12 protein-coding genes and 1 pseudogene are annotated in these 15,150 nt (G+C 74.2%); 11 read left to right on the forward strand and 2 right to left on the reverse strand.

Annotated features, from left to right (window positions below):
• Positions 1–271 precede the first annotated feature (271 nt).
• Complete coding sequence (locus BS72_RS17845; RefSeq protein WP_037911796.1) at positions 272–1,438, reverse strand: pyridoxal phosphate-dependent aminotransferase; 1,167 nt, start codon at positions 1,436–1,438, stop codon at positions 272–274.
• A 92-nt stretch (positions 1,439–1,530) separates the two neighbouring features.
• A pseudogene (locus tag BS72_RS17850) lies at positions 1,531–2,295 on the reverse strand (aminotransferase class I/II-fold pyridoxal phosphate-dependent enzyme); the annotation flags it as partial.
• A 537-nt stretch (positions 2,296–2,832) separates the two neighbouring features.
• Here BS72_RS17850 and BS72_RS17855 point away from each other — a divergent pair.
• The 11 genes from BS72_RS17855 to BS72_RS17905 all read left to right on the forward strand — a co-directional run bounded on the left by BS72_RS17855 (position 2,833) and on the right by BS72_RS17905 (position 15,138).
• A complete protein-coding gene (locus BS72_RS17855) occupies positions 2,833–3,354 on the forward strand; it encodes a DUF2617 family protein (RefSeq protein ID WP_037911799.1) in 522 nt (173 codons plus the stop codon).
• 244 nt (positions 3,355–3,598) lie between these two features.
• A complete protein-coding gene (locus BS72_RS17860) occupies positions 3,599–5,233 on the forward strand; it encodes a polyamine aminopropyltransferase (protein WP_051951218.1) in 1,635 nt (544 codons plus the stop codon).
• A gap of 269 nt (positions 5,234–5,502) precedes the next feature.
• Positions 5,503–6,624 carry an SRPBCC domain-containing protein gene (locus BS72_RS17865; RefSeq protein WP_037911801.1) on the forward strand — a complete coding sequence of 374 codons (1,122 nt, stop codon included), beginning with the start codon at positions 5,503–5,505 and terminating at the stop codon, positions 6,622–6,624.
• A 90-nt stretch (positions 6,625–6,714) separates the two neighbouring features.
• A complete protein-coding gene (locus BS72_RS17870; protein WP_037911802.1) occupies positions 6,715–7,512 on the forward strand; it encodes an aldose epimerase family protein in 798 nt (265 codons plus the stop codon).
• Between the two features lie 122 nt (positions 7,513–7,634).
• A complete protein-coding gene (gene pyrE, locus BS72_RS17875) occupies positions 7,635–8,171 on the forward strand; it encodes an orotate phosphoribosyltransferase (RefSeq protein WP_037911804.1) in 537 nt (178 codons plus the stop codon).
• 415 nt (positions 8,172–8,586) lie between these two features.
• Positions 8,587–9,609: a class II fructose-bisphosphate aldolase gene (fbaA, locus tag BS72_RS17880; RefSeq protein WP_037911806.1), complete on the forward strand. Its 1,023-nt coding sequence runs from the start codon at positions 8,587–8,589 to the stop codon at positions 9,607–9,609.
• A gap of 103 nt (positions 9,610–9,712) precedes the next feature.
• Positions 9,713–10,126 (forward strand): DUF3151 domain-containing protein, encoded by a 414-nt coding sequence (locus BS72_RS17885; RefSeq protein ID WP_037911807.1) that lies wholly within the window; start codon positions 9,713–9,715, stop codon positions 10,124–10,126.
• A 575-nt stretch (positions 10,127–10,701) separates the two neighbouring features.
• Positions 10,702–11,628 carry a DUF3152 domain-containing protein gene (locus BS72_RS17890; RefSeq protein ID WP_232792452.1) on the forward strand — a complete coding sequence of 309 codons (927 nt, stop codon included), beginning with the start codon at positions 10,702–10,704 and terminating at the stop codon, positions 11,626–11,628.
• 286 nt (positions 11,629–11,914) lie between these two features.
• Positions 11,915–12,751 (forward strand): tryptophan 2,3-dioxygenase family protein, encoded by an 837-nt coding sequence (locus BS72_RS17895; RefSeq protein WP_037911809.1) that lies wholly within the window; start codon positions 11,915–11,917, stop codon positions 12,749–12,751.
• 190 nt (positions 12,752–12,941) lie between these two features.
• Complete coding sequence (gene kynU / locus BS72_RS17900; RefSeq protein ID WP_037916455.1) at positions 12,942–14,195, forward strand: kynureninase; 1,254 nt, start codon at positions 12,942–12,944, stop codon at positions 14,193–14,195.
• Between the two features lie 4 nt (positions 14,196–14,199).
• The gene (locus BS72_RS17905; protein ID WP_037911811.1) at positions 14,200–15,138 is read left to right on the forward strand and encodes an alpha/beta hydrolase family protein; all 939 of its coding nucleotides are present in this window, start codon (positions 14,200–14,202) and stop codon (positions 15,136–15,138) included.
• The last annotated feature ends 12 nt before the right edge of the window (positions 15,139–15,150 follow it).

The raw sequence follows: 15,150 nt of genomic DNA on the forward strand, positions 1-15,150 counted from the left end.
ATGACCACTTTGCCAGAGCTAGCGATCAGCGTCTTATGGTTCAGATGTGGGTCCCGCCCCCGCCTCGCTCCTCCGTGGCATCCAGCTCTGAGGTGAGCTGTTCCGGTGCTGGGCTCCCAGGCATCGCTGGGGACCGTATGGGAACCGACTCGCTCCCGGAGCCCCCGTGAGGCAACGACGGACCCACTCGGTGCAATGCTCTGACCGGCCACAATACTGAGCGTTCGGCTAACGATCTTGGTCGCGACCGCATTCGGCCGGAGGCGCAAGTTCAGGGTGACAAGCGCAGCAAGCGGCTGGCGGCTTTCTGGAGAACGTCTTGCTTCTTGCAGAAGGCGAAGCGGACCTGGGTGCGGCCGGCGTCGGGGTCGTCGTAGAAGACGGAGTTGGGGACGGCGACCACACCACAGCGTTCGGGGAGCGAGCGGCAGAAGGCCAGGGCGTCCTTCTCGCCGAGGGCGGCGATGTCCGTCGTGATGAAGTATGTGCCCTGGGGGCGGTAGACCTCGAAGCCGGCGGTGGTGAGGCCGTCGGCAAGGAGGTCGCGCTTCGTCTGGAGGTCGTCGCGGAAGGCGGTGAAGTACGCGTCCGGGAGGCGGAGGGCCTCCGCGATGGCGTACTGGAAGGGGCCCGAGGCGACGTAGGTGAGGAACTGCTTCGTGGCGCGGACGGCTGCGACGAGGGGGGCGGATCCGGTAACCCAGCCAACCTTCCAACCCGTGAATGAGAAGGTCTTCCCCGCTGAGGAGATGGAGACCGTGCGGTCGTGCATGCCAGGTAGCGAGATCAGGGGGATGTGCTCGCCGTCGAAGACCAGGTGTTCGTAGACCTCGTCGGTGACCACGATGAGGTCGTGCTCCACGGCCAGCTCGGCGATGGACGTCAGCTCGGCGCGGGTGAGGACCATGCCCGTGGGGTTATGGGGAGAGTTGAGGAGTAGAAGGCGGGTGCGGGGAGTGACCACGGAACGGAGGGCGTCGAGATCGGGGCGGAAGTCCGGGGCACGCAGCGTAAGCGGGATCCGTACTCCGCCGGCCATTGCGATGCTCGCGGCGTACGAGTCGTAGAACGGCTCGAACGCGATCACCTCGTCACCCGGCTCCAGCAGCGCCAGCATCGCCGCCGCGATCGCCTCGGTCGCCCCGGCGGTGACCAGCACCTCGCTGTTCGGGTCAAAGTCCAACCCGTAGAAGCGGCGCTGGTGGTCGACAATAGCGGCACGCAACTCCGGAACGCCCATGCCCGGCGGGTACTGGTTTCCGCGGCCGTCCCGGAGCGCCCGCACGGCCGCCTCCCGGATCGCCTCCGGCCCGTCCGTGTCGGGGAAGCCCTGGCCCAGGTTGATCGCACCGGTCGCCAGCGCAAGCGCCGACATCTCCGCGAAGATCGTCGTCCCGAGCCCGTCCAGCCTGCGGTTCAGCAGTGGCCTGCCGCTCATCTCTCCACCGTCCTCAACCCGGGTACCGATCGTCCAGGGACCATCCTGACCGACGCGCGGCAGCACGCCTACGCGGCCAGCGTCCAATAGGTGGGTGAAAACGGCTTGACCCAGCCGACCTTCCAGCCGGTGAAGGAGAAGGTCTTGCCGGCCGAGGAGATGGAGACGGTGCGCTCGCGCATGCCCGGGAGGGAGGCGAGCGGGATGTGCTCGCCGTCGAAGACCAGGTGCTCGTAGACCTCGTCGGTGACGACCAGGAGGTCGCGTTCGACGGCGAGTTCGGCGATGGCCGCCGCCTCGTCGCGGGTAAGGACCATACCGGTCGGGTTGTGGGGGGAGTTGAGCAGCAGCAGGCGGGTGCGCGGGGTGACGAGGGACCGCAGGCGGTCCAGGTCGGGGCGGAAGTCGGGGGCGCGGAGGGTGAGCGGGACACGGACGGCGCCGGCCATGGCGACGCACGCGGCGTAGGAGTCGTAGAAGGGCTCGAACGCGATGACCTCGTCGCCGGGTTCGAGCAGGGCGAGCATGGCCGCGGCGATGGCCTCGGTCGCGCCTGCGGTGACCAGCACCTCGGTGTCGGGGTCGACGTCCACGCCGTAGAAGCGGTGTTGGTGGTCGGCGATCGCGTTCCGCAGCTCGGGGACGCCCGGCCCCGGCGGGTACTGGTTGCCGCGTCCGTCGCGCAGCGCCCGGACCGCGGCCTCGCGGACCGCCTCGGGGCCGTCGGTGTCGGGGAAGCCCTGGCCGAGGTTGATCGCACCGGTCGCCACCGCGAGCGCCGACATCTCCGCGAAGATCGTCGTCCCGAGCCCGTCCAGCCTGCGGTTCAGCAACCCCCTGCCGTCCCTGTCCTCCATGGCCACCGTCCCGCCCCTCGCACGCGTCCGCTCCGTCGGGGACATCCTTCCGCATCGGCTCCACGCCCGACGTCCAACGGACGGCCGACGGCGTCGCGGCGTCGCGGCGGGGCGGTGAAGTGGTCCAGCAGTCCAGCAGTCCAGCAGCCCAGCAGCCCAGCAGCCCAGCAGCCCAGCGGTCCGGCGGCGCGGCAGGGCGGTCGGGCGATGTGGTCGGGCAGGGCGGTCCGAGCCCTGAGGCGGCCGGTTGTCATACGGGAAGCCGGTTGTCATATCGGAACACCTGAACCCGTAAGCCCCCCAAGGGATGGAATGTACGCACAGACGAGTAAAAACGCTGAACCGGGGGCCAGATCCGTGCGAGCGTTGACCTCGGGGCCTCCAGGTCCCGTCTCGAAACCTTCCGGATCTCTTCCGATCCCCCACACCCGTGTCGGCGTGAACCACCGCACCTCCGCCTCCCGACGGCGGGGGCGGCAGGTCTCCTCACCGCGCCGTCGGGTGGTCCCCAGCGTGCCTGCGGAGCTGACTCACCCCATGCTCACCACCCTTGAGACCGCGTACACCGACACCCGGGCCGGCGACCTCGCCTGGTGCCTGGGCAAGGACGCGCTCCCGGCCCTCGCCGTGCTCGGCGTGCGGGTCGGCGACGCCGGCGGGCTGCGGGCGGAGGTGGAGTTAAGGCTGCTCGGCGCCTCCCACCAGGTACTCGTCGAGGCCGGGCAGGGCGGGTGCTCGGAGACGGTGGCCTGCCTTCCGGGCAGGCAGGCACCGCTGCCCCTGGGCGTGGCCCGCCAGGTCGGGCCCTGGGAGTACGAGTTCTCCGCCCGCGTCGAGGAGCTCTCCGCCGCCTCGTTCACCGGACGTGCCCAGGAGCTGCTGGCGCTGGTCGCCGACCACCCGCACGGGCTGGCCGGCACCTTCCCTGGCGACCCGAACGCGTTCACGGCGATGCTGGTGCGGTGTTCGGAGGGCGGCGTGGCCTGGCGGACCTGGCACGCCTACCCGCAGGAGGGGCGGCTGGTGGCGACCCGTACCCGGGTCAGTGTCGCGAGCTGACCGACTCGCGGCGGCCCCGCACGCATATCTGACGGTCAGTGAGATGGCAGTGGTGCGGCATGACGTGACGTTCTGTCAGGTCAGAGCGAGTGGGGGTGCGCCGCGGGTTCGGCGTGTGCCCCCGTTCGTGGGGGGTGCGGGCGGTGTCAGTGACCCCTGGGTGCTGCCGCGCCCCCGTCGAACGCCGTCGATTGCACCCGTGTGGGTGACGGTTCGCGACGCATTCGTCACATAGCGTGCCAGCATGCTCGACCAGTGCGGCCGGCCGCCGGCAACCCGATTCCTCTCCTTACCGCTCCCCCTTCCCGCCCGTACGGCGCGGGCGGTGGTGCTCGCGGCGGTCTTCGTCTGCGCGGCGTGCGGCCTCGTCTACGAGCTCGAACTGGTCGCCCTCGCCTCCTACCTGGTGGGCGATTCCGTCACACAGGCGTCGCTGGTGCTGTCGGTGATGGTCTTCGCGATGGGCTGCGGCTCGCTGCTGGCCAAGCGGCTGCGGGGCCGCCCGGCGGCCGCGTTCGTGGCTGTCGAGTCCGCCCTCGCGCTGGTCGGCGGCCTGTCGGTGATGGCCCTGTACGCGGTCTTCGCCTGGTCCGGCCAGGCCCGGCCGGCCATGATCTGCTGCTCCTTCGCGATCGGCGTGCTCATCGGCGCCGAGGTGCCGCTGCTGATGACGCTGGTGCAGCGCATCCGCCGGCAGGACGCGGGCGGCGCGGTCGCCGACCTCTTCGCCGCCGACTACGTGGGCGCGCTCATCGGCGGCCTGGCCTTCTCGTTCCTGCTGCTGCCCCGCCTCGGCCAGTTGACCGGGGCGCTGGCCACCGGCGGCGTGAACGCGGTGGCGGGCGGCGCCACCGTGCTGTGGCTCTTCCGCGGCGACCTGTCGCGGCGGGCCCGTGCCTGGCTGCTGGCCGCCAACGTCGGCGTGCTGGCCGTCCTGGCCTGCGCCGCGCTCGGCGCCTCACCCTTCGAGCGGGTCGCCCGCAACGCCATGTACGGGGGGCGGGTGCGGGTGGCGGAGCAGGCGGGGGCCGAGGAGATCGTGCTCACCGGCGGCGAGGGTGCCCCGGGCGGGCGGGACGCGCCGGACGCCGCCGCGCTGCGGCTCTACGTCGACGGCGCCCTCGTGGTCTGCGGTGCGGACGGCTCGCCGGTCCGCCAGGCGCTCGCCGATCCCGCGCTGGCCGGCCCGCACGGCCGGGTGCTGCTGCTGGGCGGGGGCGACGGGCTGGAGCTGCGCGAGGTGCTGCGCCACCGCGGCGTCCGCACGGTCACCGTGGTGCCCGGCGATCCCGCGGTGGCCCGGCTCGGGCGCACCGACCCGGGGCTCGCCGCGCTCAACGGCCACGCCTTCGACGACCCGAGGGTGCGGGTGGCGGAGGGCGACGTCTTCGACTGGCTGCGCGGCGACGTCGGACACGTCGAGGCACGGGGCCCGGCCGGGCCGCCGCCCGGGTACGACGTCGTCCTCGCCGACCTGCCGGACCCCGCGCGAGGCGACAACGCCAAGCTCTACTCGCAGGAGTTCTACGGGCTCGCCGCCCGCGCCCTGGCCCCCGGCGGGCGGCTGGCCGTCCATGCCGGATCGTCCGTCCACAGCCTGTGGACAACGGAGGCGACGCTCCGTACGGCCGGGCTGGCCGCCGTCCCCTACAGCCTCGCCGGCGGCCCGGCGTGCGGGAGCACGGCTGACTGGGAGTTCCTGCTGGCGGGCGCCGCGGCACCACGCCTGACCCTCCCGGCGACGGCTCCCGAGGCAGAGGACCCGGGGACACCGTTGACCCCGTCCGTCCTCCGCGCGGCCGCCGTACGGGCGCTCCGCTCCCGGCCCGCGAGCCCGCTGCCGCCGTCGACGCTCCTTCGGCCCCGGATCGCCGAGTAGCCGCGGCGTCGCACGCCTGACCTCTGACCCCTGACCGCGCCTGACCACTGACCGCGCCTGACCCCTGACCATGTGCGGTCCGCCCTGGCCCGACGGCTGCCGCGGGGACGGGCTCGACGCGGCGGCGGGCCGCCCTGGTGGCGGAGGGGCGGGCGGCGAGGCGAGAGGGCGCCGGCGTCCGCGTGGACGGGGGCGCGCCGGGGCGGGCCGGGCCGAAATCCGGAGCCTACCCACGTCAGGGACGGCCGGACGTGGGTAGGCTCCGCCGCATGGAGCACGAGTCCTTCGTTCCGGTCCCGTCCGCCCGGGTGGCGGCAGCCCTGCGCACACCCGGCGCGGTGGCCGCCGCGCTGCCCGGGTGGCAGCCGGACGCCGGGGCCGAGGCGGCGGAGCGCGTGGCCCACGGGCGGCTGCGCTTCCGCGCCGGCGGCTCGACGATCACCTACCGGGGCTTCGTCGCCGTGGAGGGCGATGCCTCGCCGTACACGCTGGTCGCCAAGGGCACCGAGGTCCGGGGCGAGGGCGTGGCCGAGGTGAACCTCCGCGTCACCCTCACCGCGACCGAGCGCCCCGAGCCCGGCACCGTGCTCACGTACGAGGGCACCGCCCAGGCGGGCGGTCGGCTCGCCGGGTACGACCCCGCGGTGGTGGCCGCCGCTGCCGGACGCCTGCTGGACCGTTTCACCGCGGCGCTGGCCGAGCGGGCGCCGGAGGCCGAGGAGCCGACCGCGGCTCCGGCAGCCCCCACGGACCCGGCCCCGGGTACCGGCCCGGTCGAGGCCGCTCAGGCCGATGCGGGAGCCGCTTCGGAAGCCGCAGAAGCCGTTCCGGACGAGGCTCAGGCCGAGGGGCAGGACGAGGACCGGCATGCGGACCGGCATGCGGACCGGGACGGGGACGCGGACGAGCTCAGGGGCTGGGACAGCGGCGAGGCCGTTTCGGACGGCGACGAGGACCGTGAGGGCGACATCGCGGAGGCGGCGGCATCCGACACCCGGAGGGGGGCCGGAGAGGCCCGAGAGCCCAGGGAAGCCCGGGAGGCCGGGGCGGCGGAGGGGCCCGAGGGCCGCGACGAGTCCGACGTCGTCGACGACCTCGGCGACCCCGGCGAACTGGAGGAGTTCGAACTCGTGGAGGTGGAGCTGGAGGTCCCCGAGAGCGCCGCCGCCCTGGACGACCTCGTGCCCGCCGAGGCCGCGCACGCCCGCCGGACGATGATCGGCCGCAGCGCCGAGGAGGTCGACCACGCCCCGCCGCGCGGCCGCTACGCCCCGACCCCCGCGCCCGACGCCGGGTCGGCCGTCGCGACCCTGCGCTGGGCGGCACCCGCCGCGGCCGCGCTGCTCGCCTCCGCGGTGGTGGTCGGCCGGGTGCTGCGCCGCCGCAGGTGAGGTCCGGTCGGCCGCGATCCTCGGACCGCCGTGCGCGACGCCCCGCCGTACGTCCGCGTACCGGCCCGAGCAGGGCCTAGGCTCCCCTGTGTGGAGAACGAAACGAAGCTGACGGCGGGCGACGCCGAACTCATCCTGGAGCCGGAGGCCGGCTGCCGGGTCGCGTCGCTGAAGGTGGGCGGCACGGAGCTGTTGCGCCAAGGGCCCAAGTTCGGTGCCTTCGTCATGGTGCCGTGGTGCGGCCGGACCGAGAACGGCGTGTTCCGCAACGGCCAGGTGTCGCACCAACTGCCCGTCGACGCCCCGCCGCACGCGATCCACGGCACCGGCCGCCACTCCGTCTGGCAGCCCGCCGCGCCCGCGACCGCCACCGCCGCGTCCTTCTACTACGACCTCGCCGACCCCTGGCCCTACCCCGGGCGCGTCACGCACAGCGTGGAGCTCACCCCGGACGCGGTCACCCTCCGGCTCTGCGTGGAGTCGCGCGGCGACTCCTTCCCCGCACAGGCCGGCTGGCACCCCTGGTGGCTGCGGAACCTGGGCCAGGGCGGCCAGGACGTCGAGCTGGCCTTCGCCGCCGCCTGGCAGGAGGAGCGCGGTGACAACCACCTCCCCGACGGCAGGCGCATCGACCCCCTCCCGGGCCCGTGGGACGACTGCTTCGGCATGCCCGACGGCGTCGACGTCACGCTGACCTGGCCGGGCGAGATCGAGCTGAAGGTCACCAGCCCCACCGAGTGGGTCGTGATCTACACCGAGAAGCCGGAGGCGGTCTGCGTCGAGCCCCAGTCGGGCCCGCCGAACGGGCTGAACACGCTGCCGCGCCTGGTCACCCCCATCGAACCGCTGGAGATCACCACCGTGTGGAGCTGGCGGAGCCTCGCCTGAACCGGACGGTCAGGCTTCTGCCGCCCCGGCTCGGCTGCCGCCCCGGCTTGGCTCAGCGCCCTGCCGGGGCGCGGACCGGCGCCCGACCGGGGCGCTGACCGGCCTCGGCTAACCTCAGGCGTATGAGCGACGTACGAGATGAGCTGCTGCGGCAGATCCAGGACAAGGCCGTCGTGCACGGCAAGGTGACCCTCTCCTCGGGACTGGAGGCCGACTTCTACATCGACCTGCGCCGCATCACGCTGGACGGGCAGGCCGCGCCCCTGGTCGGCCAGGTCATGCTCGACCTCGCCAAGGACCTGGACTTCGACGCGGTGGGCGGCCTGACGCTCGGCGCCGACCCGGTGGCGGGATCGATGCTGCACGCGGCGGCCGCCCGAGGCAGCCGGATGGACGCCTTCGTGGTGCGCAAGGCGGCCAAGGCGCACGGCATGCAGCGCCGCATTGAGGGCACCGACGTCAAGGGCCGCCGGGTCCTGGTCGTCGAGGACACCTCCACCACTGGCGGTTCGCCGCTGACCGCGGTGGAGGCGGTCCGCGAGGCGGGCGGCGAGGTCGTCGCCGTCGCGGTGATCGTCGACCGGGGGGCCGCGCCCGCGATCGCCGAGGCGGGGCTGCCGTACCTGGCCGCCTACTCGCTGGACGACCTCGGCCTGTAGCCCGCCGCGCTACGGCTGTTCGGCCCTCCGGTGTGTTCCACGTGGAACACACCGGAGGGCCGCGGTCGTTGGATGCCGAACCTCGTCCGGCGCCCAGTCCTGGACGCAGTTCTGAGCCCGTCCTGGACCTCGTCCCGAACGCCGTCCTGGACCTCCCGAACGCCCCGCCGCCAGGCCCGCCGCCGCGCCCCGCCGGAGAGCCCCTGAGGGGTTCGGAGGGGCTCGGAGAGCCCCGCGCACGGCCTGGTGGGGGGCGTTGCGAAGAGGCTCACGGACGGCGCGTTCCGGTCCGGAGTGGACCGAGGTGGTGTCGCCGTTCGAGTCTGGAAAGATAAGGGCGACGAAGACGTCTTTCAGGGCGACGACGGCGTCGCCGGCAGCAGTACCACCCGCACACTCACGAGGAGCGGTCACGATGCCCATCGCAACCCCCGAGGTCTACGGCGACATGCTCGACCGGGCGAAGGCCGGCAAGTTCGCCTACCCGGCCATCAACGTCACGTCGTCGCAGACCCTGCACGCTGCCCTGCGCGGACTTGCCGAGGCGGAGAGCGACGGCATCATCCAGATCTCCACCGGCGGTGCCGAGTTCCTGGGCGGCCAGTACAGCAAGGACATGGTCACCGGCGCGGTCGCGCTGGCCGAGTTCGCGCACATCGTCGCCGAGAAGTACCCGGTGACCGTGGCGCTGCACACCGACCACTGCCCCAAGGACAAGCTCGACGGCTACGTCCGCCCGCTGCTGAAGATCTCGCAGGAGCGCGTCGCCAAGGGCGGCAACCCGCTCTTCCAGTCGCACATGTGGGACGGTTCGGCGGAGAAGCTGGACGACAACCTGGCCATCGCCAAGGAGCTGCTGGCCGAGGCGGCCAAGGCCAACATCGTCCTGGAGATGGAGATCACCCCCACCGGCGGTGAGGAGGACGGGGTCTCGCACGAGATCAACGACTCCCTCTACACCACCGTGGACGACGCCTTCCGCACCGTCGAGGCGGTCGGCCTGGGCGAGCACGGCCGCTACCTGCTGGCCGCCTCCTTCGGCAACGTGCACGGCGTCTACAAGCCCGGCAACGTGGTGCTGCGCCCGTCCATCCTCCGCGAGCTGCAGGACGCCGTCGCGCAGAAGTACGGCAAGGCCGACGCGTTCGACTTCGTCTTCCACGGCGGTTCCGGCTCCACCCTCGACGAGATCAACGAGGCGCTGGAGAACGGCGTGGTCAAGATGAACATCGACACCGACCTCCAGTACGCGTTCACGCGCCCGGTGGCGGCCCACATGTTCAGCAACTACGACGGTGTGCTGAAGGTCGACGGCGAGGTCGGCAACAAGAAGGCGTACGACCCGCGGGTGTGGGGCAAGGCCGCCGAGGCGGGCATGGCCGCGCGCGTGGTCGAGGCCGCCGAGAACCTGCGCTCGGCGGGCAACAAGCGCAAGTGACCTGGCGCGGCGGCCGTCCGGTCGCCGCGACACGGGCGCGAACCCGGGCCTCCGGCACCTGCCGGGGGCCCTTGCCCGTTCCCGCTCCGGCACACTTGAGCCCATGGCCACTCACCAGAACCTCCTCGGGGAGCCCGCCCCGACGCACCTGCCCGACGAACCCGAGCCGCGCGAACTGCTGGCCTCCGGAGCCGCGCCCACCGAGGTCGCGGCGAAGTACCCGGCCTCCTCGCTGGCCTGGGCCCAGCTCGCCGACGACGCGTTCGAGGCCGGCCGGGTCGTCGAGTCCTACGCCTACGCCCGCACCGGATACCACCGCGGCCTGGACGCGCTGCGCCGGGCGGGCTGGCGCGGCCACGGGCCGGTCCCGTTCGAGCACGAGCCGAACCGCGGCTTCCTGCGCGCCCTGCACGCGCTGGGGCGCGCCGCGCAGTCGATCGGCGAGAAGGACGAGTACGAGCGCTGCAGCACGTTCCTGCGCGACAGCTCGCCCACCGCGGCGGACATCCTCGGCTGACCCGGCCGGACCCGCGCGTTCGGCGTCCTCGGACCCGGCTTCCGGGTCGCCGGACGCGCTCGGCCCTCCCCGCCGGGGCACGGGCCGCCCCGCCGCCCGGCCCGCCGAGCAGGCGGCCGCCTCCGTACGAACCTCCGTGCCCGCGCCGGCCCCGTGCCCGCGCGGGCACGGCCGTCCCCTGGGGGCGCTGCAACGTGCTCTGGAGGCGGGCCCCGTGTTCCGGTTCGGCGACAAAGGACACGACAAAGGACACGACGAAGGACAGAGGCCCCGCCGGTTCACCGGACGGGTGTGCGAAGGTAGGCTCCGTTCTTCGTCGTAGGAGCCCTGGCCAGGCGTTCCGCCGGGGGCGCACGGGCCGGGGGCCACGGCACCGCCGGACCGGATCGCCGCAACGGCAGCCGCCGCGCGGACGGCCGGCCCGTACAGCGGCACCACGGCACGAGCACAGCAGCAGCGAGAACCAGCAGCGAACCAGCAACGCACACCGACGCGACGTCGGACCGACACGCAGCCAGGAAGCGCCTTGGGGGGCCGGGGCCGAGGTCCCGGCTGCCACCGCCCCGGGGGGAGCTTTGGCAGCACAGCGCAGCCGCGCCCAGTCAGCACGAGGTCAGGGGACCGGCGGGTCCCGCGGCAGGCACGGCCGCAGGCGGGCCAAGCGGCCCGGCGCCGCCGTCGGCCCGTCGGCCCTCATATGCCTGCTCGTCCTGGGCGCCGGGGCCGGGTACGCGGCCTGGCACCGCACGACAGAAGGCAGCGCCCAGGCCGCCGCCTCGGCCCGGCGCACCGCCCCGAGCACCACCCAGGCGCCCGACACGGCCGGCCCGCAGGGCGGCGAGAGCCCGGCGACCAGGGCGTCCGCCGCCAGCAGCCCCACCGCGACCGCGACGTCGGCGACCCCCACCGCGACCCGCGACAGCAGCCCGCCCACCGTGCCGAAGTCCGGCAGCGGCACCTTCACCACGGCGCAGGCCAGCGGCGCGGCCTCCGGGCACGGCCGGATCCGCCGCTACAAGGTCGAGGTCGAGGGCGGCATCCAGCTGTCGGCGGCCGACGCGGCCAACGAGATCGCCGGCATCCTCGCCGACCCGCGCGGCTGGGAGAACGACGGGCGGGACGGCTTCCAGCTCGTCTCCTCGGGCACCGCCGACTTCGTGATCAAGATCGCCACGCCGGACACCACCGACGCCATCTGCGGCGCCGCCGGGCTGCTCACCCGAGGCGAGGTGAACTGCGACGTCGGCGCCGTCGTGGTGGTCAACCTCAAGCGCTGGGAGCTCGGCTCGCCGGAGTTCGACGGCCCCATCCACGACTACCGGGCGCTGATCATCAACCACGAGGTCGGCCACCGCATCGGCCACGGCCACGAGAGCTGCCCCGGCCCCGGCAAGCCGGCACCGGTCATGATGCAGCAGATCAAGGGGCTGCACGGCTGCGTCGCCAACGCCTGGCCGTACGACAGCAAGGGCAACTACATCCAGGGTCCGCCCACCGCCTGACACCCGCCGCAGGACGTACGCCCCCAGGACGCCCACCGCAGGATCGAGGGCGCGCGGGACCGTGGCGTCTCCGGCGTCTCCTGGCGCCGGAGACGCCACCCGCACGCGCACGTACCTCCGTACCCTCCCGTACGCGCCGGGCCGCCCCCGGCCGCCCGTACGCCTCCGCCACGCCGTGACACGCCCGCTGCTCCGCCCTTGCCGGACGGCCGGACACCGCGCAGGATCTCCGCACAGGCCCGGCGACCCCGGGCAGGTACACCGGAGCGAAGAACGAGGGAAGCAGATGTCCGAGAAACCGACCGACGAGGCGGCGACCCCGACCCTCGCGTTCGAGGGCAGCACCCCGTACGAGGACTACGTCCAGGCGTCCGTCCTCACCCACCTGCAGCACCCGCTGTCCGACGACCCCGGCGAGATGGCGTTCCTGGTCACCACCCAGGTCATGGAGCTGTGGTTCACCCTGCTGGTGCACGAGTGGAGCACGGCGGCGGCGGCCCTGCGCGGGGACGACCTGCCGGCCGCGTCGGCGGCACTGCGCCGCAGCCTGCCGCAGCTGGAGTCGCTCAACGCCTCCTGGAAGCCGATCGCCCACCTCACCCCGGCCCAGTTCAACGCCTACCGCTCGGCGCTCGGCGACGGCTCCGGCTTCCAGTCCGCGATGTACCGGCGGGTGGAGTTCCTGCTCGGGGAGAAGTCGGCCTCCATGCTCGTCCCGCACCGTGGCACCCCGAGCGCGTACGCCGAGCTGGAGAAGGCGCTCACGGAGCCCAGCCTCTACGACGAGGTGCTGCGGCTGCTGGCCCGTCGCGGCCTGCCCGTCCCGCCCGAGGTCCTGGACCGGGACCCGGCGGGGCCGTACGAGCCCCACCCGGGCGTCGAGGCCGTCTGGCAGGGTGTCTACTCGGCCGCCGACCAGGACGGCGACCTCGTCGCCCTCGGCGAGCTGCTGACGGACGTGGCCGAGCTGGTGTGGCGCTGGCGCAACGACCACCTGGTGGCGACCCGGCGCGCGATGGGCGCGAAGCCCGGTACGGGCGGCTCGGCGGGGGTGGCGTGGCTGGAGAAGCGGGCCGCGAAGAACGTCTTCCCCGAGCTGTGGACGGCCCGCAGCCATGTCTGAGCCGACAGCCGTCCCTGAGCCAACAGTCGAGCCCGCAGGCGTCCCTGAGCCGGTCGCCGAGCCGGCAGCCACGTCTGAGCCGGTCGCCGTGTCACCGCCCCCGTCCGCGCCCGTACCCGTATCCGTCCCGGTCGTGCGCGGCCGGGACCGCGACCTGTCCGAGTCCCCGGCGGAAACGGAGTACCCGAGCATGTCCCAGCCCTCACCCGCCGCGCCGGCCGGCCCGGACGAGGCCGTCGCGCGGGACCTGGCCGACCGGGCCGCCGTCCTGGACGCAGCCGACCCCCTCGCGCCCCTGCGGAAGCGGTTCGAGCTCGACGACGGCCCGGACGCCGAGGTCTACCTCGACGGCAACTCGCTGGGCGCCCTGCCCCGCGCCGTACTGCCGAGGCTCACCGACACCGTCACCCGGGAGTGGGGCGCGCTGCGCATCCGCTCCTGGGAGGAGAGCGGCTGGTGGACGGCGCCGGAGCGGATCGGCGACCGGATCGCCCCGCTGGTCGGCGCCGCCCCCGGGCAGGTCGTGGTCGGCGACTCCACCAGCGTCAACGTCTTCAAGGCCCTGGTCGCGGCCGTCCGGCTGGCCTCGGAGGACCGGACCGAGATCCTGGTCGACGCCGCGACCTTCCCCACCGACGGCTACATCGCGGAGTCCGCCGCCCGCCTGACCGGCCGCACCCTGCGGGCCGTGCCGGCCGAACGGATCGGTGCCGAGGCCGGCCCGCGTACCGCCGTCGCCCTGGCCAACCACGCCGACTACCGGACCGGGCGGCTGCACGACCTGCGGGGCACCACGGCGGCCCTGCACGCCGCCGGAGCCCTCGCGGTGTGGGACCTGTGCCACAGCGCCGGCGCCCTGCCCGTCCGGCTCGACGCCGACGGGGTGGACCTCGCCGTCGGCTGCACCTACAAGTACCTCAACGGAGGCCCGGGCGCGCCCGCGTACCTCTACGTACGGCGGGAGCACCAACCGCGCTTCGACTCGCCGCTGCCGGGCTGGAACTCGCACGCCGACCCGTTCGGCATGGCGCCCTCCTACACGCCGGCCGAGGGTGCCCCGCGCGGCCGGGTGGGGACCCCGGAGATCCTCTCGCTGCTGGCGCTGGACGCGGCCCTCGACGTGTGGGACGGGGTCGCCGTGGCGGACGTGCGGGCCAAGAGCCTGGCGCTGACCGACTTCTTCCTGGAGTGCGTGGCCGCGCTGGTGCCCGGCGGCCGGGCCGAGCCGGTGACCCCGGTGGAGCACGCCGAGCGCGGCAGCCAGGTGTCGCTGCGGTGCCCCGACGCCAGGGCGGTCATGCGGGAGCTGGCGGTCCGGGGTGTCGTGGGCGACCACCGGCCGCCGGACCTGCTCCGCTTCGGCTTCACCCCGCTCTACACCCGTTTCACCGACGCCTGGCGCGCGGCGCGCGTCCTGGCCGGCATCCTCGAAGGGACCCGGTAAACCGATGACGACAGCCGGGCCGCCGACCTCCTCGGAGGCGGCCTGCCGCGCCGCGGCCGAGGAGGCTTCGGCCTTCGGCCACCCCGCGGTGCCCCCGGACGCCACGGCGGTCTACGGCGGCCACCCCGACCAGGTGGTGGACTTCTACCGGCCGCGCCCGGCGGGGGACCGGCCCGCCCCGCTCGTCGCCCTGCTGCACGGCGGCGCCTGGCGCGCCGCCTACGACCGCGCGTACGTCTCCCCGCTCGCCGCCCACCTGGCGGGGCGGGGCTTCGCGGTCGCCTCCGTGGAGTACCGGCGGGGTCCGCTCGTCCTCGGCGGCGAGGGAGCAGCCGGCGAGGAGTGGACCGGCTCCGGCGGGCAGCGGCCCGCGCCGGCCGGACGGTGGCCGGAGACCTTCGACGACGCTGCCGCGGCCCTGGACGCGCTGCCGGGGCTGGCCGTCGCGGCCCTGGGGGAGCGGGCCGTCGATCCCGGGCGCACGGTCGTGGTCGGGCACAGCGCGGGAGGGCAGCTGGCGCTTTGGCTGGCCGCCCGACACCTGCTTCCCGCCGACTCCCCCTGGCACCTGCCCGCGCCGCCCCCGCTGCGCGGCGTGGTGGCGCTGGCCCCGGTCGCCGACTTCGCGTCGGCGCTGCGGCTGCACGTCTGCTGGGACGCGGTGGCGGACCTCCTCGGCGGCCGCGAGCACCTGGCCGAGCGCGCCCCCTACGCGGACCCGGCCGCGCTGCTGCCCACCGGCATCGCCACCACGGTCGTCCACGGCACCGCCGACACCGAGGTCCCGCCGCAGGTCAGCGCGGCCTTCGTGAAGGCGGCGGGCGCGGCGGGGGAGGAACCGGTCACCGTGTGGCTGCGCGGGACGGGACACTTCCCGCTGATCGACCCGGCGGCGCCCGCCTGCGCGGCCGTCGTGGAGGAGGTGGCGCAGCTGGCCTGGTAGCCGACGGTGGCC

The organism is Actinacidiphila yeochonensis CN732 (assembly GCF_000745345.1).
In the GTDB taxonomy this organism is placed as follows: Bacteria; Actinomycetota; Actinomycetes; order Streptomycetales; family Streptomycetaceae; genus Actinacidiphila; species Actinacidiphila yeochonensis.

Bases quoted from the DNA above. Each gene is read 5' to 3' on its own strand.
- kynU (WP_037916455.1), top strand. From the start codon at position 12,942: ATGTCCCAGCCCTCACCCGCCGCGCCGGCCGGCCCGGACGAGGCCGTC.
- BS72_RS17905 (WP_037911811.1), top strand. From the start codon at position 14,200: ATGACGACAGCCGGGCCGCCGACCTCCTCGGAGGCGGCCTGCCGCGCC.
- BS72_RS17865 (WP_037911801.1), top strand. From the start codon at position 5,503: ATGGAGCACGAGTCCTTCGTTCCGGTCCCGTCCGCCCGGGTGGCGGCA.
- BS72_RS17845 (WP_037911796.1), bottom strand. From the start codon at position 1,438: ATGAGCGGCAGGCCACTGCTGAACCGCAGGCTGGACGGGCTCGGGACG.
- pyrE (WP_037911804.1), top strand. From the start codon at position 7,635: ATGAGCGACGTACGAGATGAGCTGCTGCGGCAGATCCAGGACAAGGCC.
- BS72_RS17885 (WP_037911807.1), top strand. From the start codon at position 9,713: ATGGCCACTCACCAGAACCTCCTCGGGGAGCCCGCCCCGACGCACCTG.
- BS72_RS17860 (WP_051951218.1), top strand. From the start codon at position 3,599: ATGCTCGACCAGTGCGGCCGGCCGCCGGCAACCCGATTCCTCTCCTTA.
- BS72_RS17855 (WP_037911799.1), top strand. From the start codon at position 2,833: ATGCTCACCACCCTTGAGACCGCGTACACCGACACCCGGGCCGGCGAC.
- fbaA (WP_037911806.1), top strand. From the start codon at position 8,587: ATGCCCATCGCAACCCCCGAGGTCTACGGCGACATGCTCGACCGGGCG.
- BS72_RS17895 (WP_037911809.1), top strand. From the start codon at position 11,915: ATGTCCGAGAAACCGACCGACGAGGCGGCGACCCCGACCCTCGCGTTC.